This is a genomic window from Pseudomonas sp. GW822-FHT06D10, from assembly GCF_058799535.1.
The window spans coordinates 290,427-297,202 of sequence record NZ_JBXALN010000009.1 but is presented as its reverse complement, the minus strand read 5'-3'; the positions used below and the strand labels follow the sequence as shown (position 1 = coordinate 297,202).

General features: G+C 61.7%; 7 protein-coding genes. 4 read left to right on the top strand and 3 right to left on the bottom strand.

Annotation, left to right across the window (positions count from 1 at the left end):
* The first annotated feature begins 213 nt into the window (after positions 1-213).
* Both rhtA and AC1RL5_RS27325 read left to right on the top strand, forming a co-directional pair.
* Positions 214-1,101: a threonine/homoserine exporter RhtA gene (gene rhtA, locus AC1RL5_RS27330; RefSeq protein ID WP_072450574.1), complete on the top strand. Its 888-nt coding sequence runs from the start codon at positions 214-216 to the stop codon at positions 1,099-1,101.
* Positions 1,102-1,259: 158 nt separating this feature from the next.
* The gene (locus tag AC1RL5_RS27325) at positions 1,260-1,541 is read left to right on the top strand and encodes a hypothetical protein (RefSeq protein WP_011062423.1); all 282 of its coding nucleotides are present in this window, start codon (positions 1,260-1,262) and stop codon (positions 1,539-1,541) included.
* Positions 1,542-1,550: 9 nt separating this feature from the next.
* Here the strand turns inward: AC1RL5_RS27325 and AC1RL5_RS27320 are convergent, their stop codons facing one another.
* Positions 1,551-2,120, bottom strand: a complete 570-nt coding sequence (locus AC1RL5_RS27320) for a TetR/AcrR family transcriptional regulator (protein ID WP_492589381.1) — start codon at positions 2,118-2,120, stop codon at positions 1,551-1,553.
* A 93-nt stretch (positions 2,121-2,213) separates the two neighbouring features.
* Between AC1RL5_RS27320 and AC1RL5_RS27315 the strand changes: the two genes are divergently transcribed.
* On the top strand, positions 2,214-2,954 hold the full coding sequence (locus AC1RL5_RS27315) for an SDR family oxidoreductase (protein ID WP_019092954.1): 741 nt from the start codon (positions 2,214-2,216) through the stop codon (positions 2,952-2,954).
* A 37-nt stretch (positions 2,955-2,991) separates the two neighbouring features.
* Positions 2,992-3,588, top strand: coding sequence for a 2-hydroxychromene-2-carboxylate isomerase (locus tag AC1RL5_RS27310; RefSeq protein WP_072450577.1), 597 nt, complete (start codon positions 2,992-2,994; stop codon positions 3,586-3,588).
* A gap of 84 nt (positions 3,589-3,672) precedes the next feature.
* Here the strand turns inward: AC1RL5_RS27310 and AC1RL5_RS27305 are convergent, their stop codons facing one another.
* Together AC1RL5_RS27305 and AC1RL5_RS27300 are read right to left on the bottom strand one after the other, a co-directional pair.
* Entirely contained in the window at positions 3,673-5,481 is a 1,809-nt protein-coding gene (locus AC1RL5_RS27305) for a M24 family metallopeptidase (protein ID WP_492589382.1), read from the bottom strand.
* A 55-nt stretch (positions 5,482-5,536) separates the two neighbouring features.
* Entirely contained in the window at positions 5,537-6,706 is a 1,170-nt protein-coding gene (locus AC1RL5_RS27300) for a cysteine desulfurase family protein (protein WP_492589383.1), read from the bottom strand.
* Between the last annotated feature and the right edge of the window lie 70 nt (positions 6,707-6,776).

Genomic DNA, 6,776 nt, shown 5'->3' with positions numbered 1-6,776 from the left:
TTTCGACTGCGCCGGAAGTGGGGCGAATTATAGACCTGTAGAATCTGCCGTCAACACTTAATTTGCATTTTCTATGATCAGCCGCAAAACAGCCCATTCGCAGCTTCTATATAGAGGCGTAAAAAAGACCATGCGCACTATATTGCTCATCCGTGATTAGTTGAGCATCATGTTCCAGGTGCCCCTCCCCCAACACTCTGGATGACCCCTTGCATGAATGATCAACCGCGCAGCCTTGCCTCGACCCTGTTTCCGGTGGGGCTGCTGCTTATTGCCATGGCCTCGATTCAGTCAGGAGCCTCACTGGCCAAGAGCATGTTCCCAATCGTTGGCGCACAAGGAACCACAACCCTGCGGCTGATTTTCGCCAGCATCATCATGCTGCTTCTATTAAGACCCTGGCGCGCCAAGTTCACCACCAACACCCTGCGCACCGTGATCATCTACGGCATGGCCCTGGGCGGCATGAACTTCCTCTTCTATATGTCCCTCAGGAGTGTCCCTCTGGGCATCGCCGTCGCCCTCGAGTTCACAGGCCCCCTCGCAGTAGCCATCTATGCGTCACGCAAGGCCATAGACTTCCTGTGGATCGCTCTGGCTATCATCGGGCTGCTACTGCTTATTCCCACCGGAGCCACAGAAACAGCCATCGACCTGGTCGGTGCAGGCTATGCACTGGGGGCCGGGGTCTGCTGGGCGCTGTACATACTCTTCGGACAGAAGGCCGGAGCCGAGAATGGCATTCAGACCGCCGCTCTGGGCGTCATGATTGCCGCTCTCTTTGTCGCCCCCATAGGCATAGTCCATGCCGGCGCCGCACTACTGACTCCCTCCCTGATCCCGGTTGCCCTGGGAGTCGCCATCTTGTCCACAGCCCTCCCCTATAGCCTGGAGATGGTTGCCCTGACTCGCATGCCAGCCCGGACCTTCGGCACCCTGATGAGTATCGAGCCCGCGTTCGGCGCGCTTTCCGGCCTGTTGTTCCTCCACGAGTACCTGTCCCTGTCTCAGTGGACGGCAATCGCTTGCATCATCCTGGCTTCCGTAGGCGCCACCATGACCATGCGCCGCGAGGCCAAACCAATAGTTGCAGTTGATTGAGATTCAACTCTGGTAATTGGTGCTCATTTAGGCCATGTTTAGCCGGCTACTCAACGTCGCCCAGGGAGTTGCCGGACAGGGATATCGCACACGCAAAAGACGACAGGTAATGCAGTCACACTCGGACGCCAGATCCGGGGCTAGCGATAAGGACGGGGATGAAACGATTTTTGATACTGTTGGCCGTACTTGCAATTGCAGGCTGCGCGGCGACCGCGAAAACCGAAGTCAAACGGGGCAAGAAAGGACTCCACATCAACTGCTCGGGTTTATCTTCTTCCTGGGAAAAGTGCTACACCAAGGCGACTGAGTCCTGCGGCCCCAAAGGCTACAAGGTCATCGCCAAGTCCGGTGATGCCGTGGAAGACCCAGGCGACTACCCCTTCGGCCTGAACCCTGCCGGCTACACCAGCCGCAGCATGATCGTCATCTGCAAATAGCCTTGCCGGTCAACTTGCGGGCAGCCGCTCCAGCTGTCCGATGATCTGCTCATGGCTGGACGCCAGCACCTGACGCTGAACGGCGGGGTTCACCAGCATTCGCGCTACCACCAACGCGCCAACGCACTGGGACAGGATCGACCAGGCCAGGCTCTCGCTGCCCAGAGTCTGCGCCCAAGCCTGGTGCAAGCGGCAGATCCAGTCCTGCGCCTCCTGCCGCACCTCTAGGCTCCCCCGGGCAATCTCCGCACCCAATGCCGGCAGTGCGCAGCCAGCACCCGGCTGTTGCAGATGCGCCACGCTCAAGTACTGCTTCAGACAGCGACGCAACTTCTCCTGATTCTGCTGCCCCTCCCCGCCCAGGCGCGCCAGGCTCTGGCTCAACTCGCGCTCGACAATCGAGCTGAACAATTCGTCCTTGGAGGTGAAGTGGCTATAGAAAGCCCCGCCACTCAGGCCAATGGCTTTCATCAAGGCATCCACCCCCACAGTGGAAAAACCTTCGTTCTTGGCCTGCGCCGCGCTGCTTTGCAGCAGACGCTCGCGGGTTTCCTGCTTGTGACTGGCTGAATAACGCATTCCCTGACGGGCTCCCAAGTTTTCTTGACGACGGAAAAATCATAGCATAACGTTCGTTTAGTTAACGATCGTTTACCAAAGAGCGAACCTCCCATGACTGCAACCTTGAACAAGAACAAAGTCGTACTGGTAGTGGGTGCCGGCGACGCGACCGGCGGTGCCATTGCCAAGCGTTTCGCCGCCGAAGGCTTTATTGCCTGCATGACCCGCCGCAGCGCGGACAAACTGCAACCCCTGGTGGACGCCATCCAGCAGTCCGGCGGCCAGGCCCATGGTTTTGGCTGTGATGCACGCAAAGAGGAGGACGTGATCGCGCTGATCGAGCAGATCGAAACCCAGATCGGCCCTATCGAGGCCTTTGTCTTCAATATTGGCGCCAATGTGCCCTGCAGCATTCTTGAAGAAACCGCACGCAAGTATTTCAAGATCTGGGAAATGGCCTGCTTTTCGGGCTTTCTCAATGCGCGGGAAGTGGCCAAGCGCATGGCCAAACGCCAACGCGGCACTATTCTGTTCACCGGCGCCACCGCAGGCGTACGCGGTGCCGCCGGCTTTGCCGCCTTCGCCGGGGCCAAGCACGGCATTCGCGCCCTGGCCCAGAGCATGGCGCGGGAACTGGGCCCCCTGAACATCCATGTCGGCCATGTCATCGTCGACGGTGCCATCGACACCGATTTCATCCGTACCAGCTTTCCCGAAAAATACGCCCTCAAGGACCAGGACGGCATCCTCAACCCCGAGCATATCGCCGAAAACTACTGGTACCTGCACAGCCAGCCCCGGGACGCCTGGACCTTCGAGCTGGACCTGCGCCCGTGGAACGAACGCTGGTAAGGCCTTCTCCAATAACAACAATCAAGGAGTCTGAAACATGAGCAAAAAGGTGGAGTTCTTCTTCGACCTGGGCAGCCCGACCTCATACCTGGCCTATACCCAACTGCCAAAAATCTGCGCCGAAACCAATAGCCAGCTGGTGTATCAGCCCATGCTGCTGGGCGGGGTCTTCAAGACCACCGGCAACGCTTCCCCCATCAGTGTTCCCGCCAAGGGCCGGTACATGCTGCACGACCTGGCGCGCTTTGCCCGGCGCTATGGGGTGGAGCTCAACTTCAATCCGCACTTTCCCATCAATACCCTGCTGCTGATGCGTGCCACCACCGGGGTTCAACTGCGCCTGCCGGAACGTTTCGGTGAATTCCTCGACTGCCTGTTCCGTGCGCTCTGGGTGGACAAACGCAATCTCAACGACCCGGCCACCATCACCCAGGTCCTGGAACAAGGTGGCTTCGACCCGCAGCAGATCCTCGACCTGAGCAATGACGAAGAGGTCAAGGCCGCCCTCAAGGACAAGACCGAACAGGCGTTGCAAAAAGGTGTGTTCGGCGCGCCCAGCATGTTCGTGGGAGACGAACTGTTCTTTGGCCAGGACCGCCTGGATTTCGTCCGCGAAGCCTTGAACGCGCCGTAACCTGCCCTGTCCCTGGCAGCGGCCGCGCCATTGCCAGGAACCCATCGCGTGACGTCACCCGCCTTGCGCGGGCGACATCTTTCCTCAGATAGCCGCAGTACGAACCTGCAACCACTCCAGGGCCGGGCCCTCCAGCAGCGGGCTGAGGCGCCGGCGGACTTCAGCGTGATAGCCGTTGAACCATTCGCGCTCATCCTCGGTGAGCAGCGATGGCTCCAGGCAACGGGTATCGATCGGGCACAGGGTGAGGGTTTCGAAGTTCAGAAACTCACCGAACTCGGTCTTGCCCGCCTCACGGTTGAGCGCCAGGTTCTCGATTCGTACGCCCCAGCGGCCAGGGCGGTAGGTCCCGGGTTCGATCGAAGTGATCATCCCCGGTTGCATCGCAGTCTGCGGCGTCGCTGCGGCCTGATAGGCAATCACCTGCGGGCCTTCGTGAACGTTTAGAAAATAACCGACGCCATGCCCGGTGCCGTGCCCGTAGTCCACACCTTCGGCCCAGATCGGCGCCCGGGCGATGGCATCCAGCAACGGCGACAGAATGCCCCGCGGAAACTGCGCCCGGGACAGCGCGATAACGCCCTTGAGCACCCGGGTGCAATCGCGCTTCTGCTCGGCACTCGGCGTCCCCACCGGCACCATGCGCGTGATATCGGTTGTGCCCCCCAGGTACTGGCCGCCGGAATCGATCAGCAACAGGCCATCACCCTCGATCACCGCATGCTCTTCGGGCGTGGCGTGGTAATGGGGCATGGCGCCGTTGGCGTTGAACGCAGCAATGGTATTGAAGCTTAGCGAGACATAACCTGGGCGCCGCTCACGGGCGGCCGTCAGGCGCTCATCGATGGTCAGTTCGGTAATGCGTTCACGCCCCAGGGCGCTGTCCAGCCAGGCGAAGAATTCGCAGAGCGCCGCGCCATCCTGCTCCATGGCCTGGCGAATGTGCTCGGCGTCCGCCAGGCTCTTGCGCGACTTGGCCAGGGTGGTGGGGTTGAGCCCCTCCAGCAGCTTCACCCCGGGGTTCAGGTGCTCCAGCAAGCCCGCGGTGACGCGCGCCGGGTCGATCTGCAACGCTACGCCTTCCGGCACTGCCTGCAAGGCCGCGGACACCTCTGAATAGTCGCGCAGGCTGACGCCATCCACCTCCAGTTGCGCGCGCAATGCCTCATCGACCTTGCTCAAGGCCACGAACAAGGTCGCCTGCTGCTGGCTGATCAGGGCAAAGGAGACAAACACCGGGTTGAAGGACACATCGGCGCCGCGCAGGTTGAACAGCCAGGCAATGTCATCGAGGGTAGCGATGAAATGCCAGTCGGCGCCGCGTTCCTTGAGGGTTGCGCGCAACGCCGCAAGCTTCTCGACCCGGCTCTGGGTGGCCTGGGGCGGCAAATGCTGATAGACCGGTTGATCGGGCAAAGACGGGCGGTCGTCCCAGGCTTCCTGTAGCAGGTCGATATCGGTACGCAGGCTGGCCCCGCGTTCCTGCAGCTTGCTGCCCAGGGTACGGGCCGAAGCCAAGGCCATGACCGCGCCGTCCACCGCCACCACCGCACCTTGCGGGGTCTGCTCGGCCAGCCAGTCCAGGGGGCCGGGCTGGCCCGGTTGCAACTTCACCAGTTCGATGCCGCTGCCCTTGAGTTCCTTGGTGGCCTGCTCCCAGTAACGGCTGTCGGCCCATACGCCGGCAAAGTCAGCGGTCACGATCAAGGTCCCGACCGATCCATGAAACCCCGATAGCCACTGGCGCCCTTGCCAGTAGCCCGGCAGGTATTCCGACAGGTGCGGGTCGGCCGAGGGCACCAGCAAGGCGTGAATGCCTTCGCGGCTCATCATCTGACGGACATGCGCCAAGCGCTGGGGGACCACTCCATTGGTCGAAGGCTGGGTACTCATTGTGTCTCCTTAACCGGCTTAATCATTGTTATGGAAGATCGAAGTCACTCGACCCTCAAGGTTGTGTTGTGGCCCAGAACGCAGGGGCTGAGGCGGTCGCCGCCTGGATCAGCTGAGCGGCGCGATCCACATCCTGTTCGCAGGTGAAACGCCCGAGGCTCAAGCGGATGGTCCGTGCGGCCTGCCCGGCATCATGCCCCAGCGCCAGCAATACATGGGAAGGCGCATTGCTTGCCGAGTTGCAGGCCGAAGTCGCGGAAAAGGCCAGGGCCGCGCCCAACGCCGCCCCATCAAAACCTCCCTCGGTGAAGGTCAGGCTCAGGGTGTGGGGAATGCGCTGGGTGACACTGCCATTCAAGCGCAGGCCGGCGATACCCGCCAGTTGCTCCAGCAGGCGCAGGCGCAGGCGCACGATGGCGGCGGTTTCTTCCTCGAACAGTTCGCCGGCCAGGGCGAAGGCGGCGCCCATGGCCGCGATCTGGTGGGTGGCCAGGGTTCCGGAGCGCAAGCCGCCCTCATGGCCGCCGCCATGAATCTGCGCCTGCACGTGTTGCTGCGCCCGCGGCCCGACATACAGCGCGCCGATGCCCTTGGGGCCATATAGCTTATGGGCCGAGAACGACATCAGGTCCACCGGCCACCGGGCCAGATCGATGGCCACCTTGCCCGCACCCTGGGCGGCATCCACATGCAACAGGGCGCCACGCTCACGCACCACCTGGCCAATGGCCGGAATGTCGTTGAGGGTGCCCAGTTCGTTGTTCACCAGCATCAGCGACACCAGGAAGGTGTCGTCGCGCAGGGCTTCGCTGACCGCTTGCGCGGTGATCAGGCCATCGGCATCCGGCACCAGGTAGGTCACTGCGACCCCGGCCTCCTGCAGTTGCCGGGCGGTGTCGAGCACCGCCTTGTGTTCGATCTGGCTGGTGATGACATGGCCGCCGCTCACGCCCCGGGCCTGCATCACCCCCTTGAGGGCCAGGTTGTTGGATTCAGTAGCGCCGGAGGTCCAGACAATCTCCTCGGGCTGCGCGCCGACCAGTTGTGCCACTTGTTGCCGGGCGCGCTCGACGTAACCCCGCGCTTCCCGGCCAAAGGCGTGTGAACTGGACGCCGGATTGCCGAAATGGGCGTTGAAACCCAGGCACTCCAGCATGACCTGAATGACTCGCTCATCCACCGGCGTGGTGGCGGCGTAGTCGAAATAAAGAGGACGCTTGTTCATGACTGAAAACCCGCAGAGCTTGTTCCAGGGTCGGCATATGCTGGCAAAAAGGCGAGGCAGCCATGCGCCG

What these genes read in the sequence shown, in the direction of transcription:
- rhtA (WP_072450574.1), top strand. Translation starts at nt 214, where the DNA reads ATGAATGATCAACCGCGCAGCCTTGCCTCGACCCTGTTTCCGGTGGGG.
- AC1RL5_RS27325 (WP_011062423.1), top strand. Translation starts at nt 1,260, where the DNA reads ATGAAACGATTTTTGATACTGTTGGCCGTACTTGCAATTGCAGGCTGC.
- AC1RL5_RS27320 (WP_492589381.1), bottom strand. Translation starts at nt 2,120, where the DNA reads ATGCGTTATTCAGCCAGTCACAAGCAGGAAACCCGCGAGCGTCTGCTG.
- AC1RL5_RS27315 (WP_019092954.1), top strand. Translation starts at nt 2,214, where the DNA reads ATGACTGCAACCTTGAACAAGAACAAAGTCGTACTGGTAGTGGGTGCC.
- AC1RL5_RS27310 (WP_072450577.1), top strand. Translation starts at nt 2,992, where the DNA reads ATGAGCAAAAAGGTGGAGTTCTTCTTCGACCTGGGCAGCCCGACCTCA.
- AC1RL5_RS27305 (WP_492589382.1), bottom strand. Translation starts at nt 5,481, where the DNA reads ATGAGTACCCAGCCTTCGACCAATGGAGTGGTCCCCCAGCGCTTGGCG.
- AC1RL5_RS27300 (WP_492589383.1), bottom strand. Translation starts at nt 6,706, where the DNA reads ATGAACAAGCGTCCTCTTTATTTCGACTACGCCGCCACCACGCCGGTG.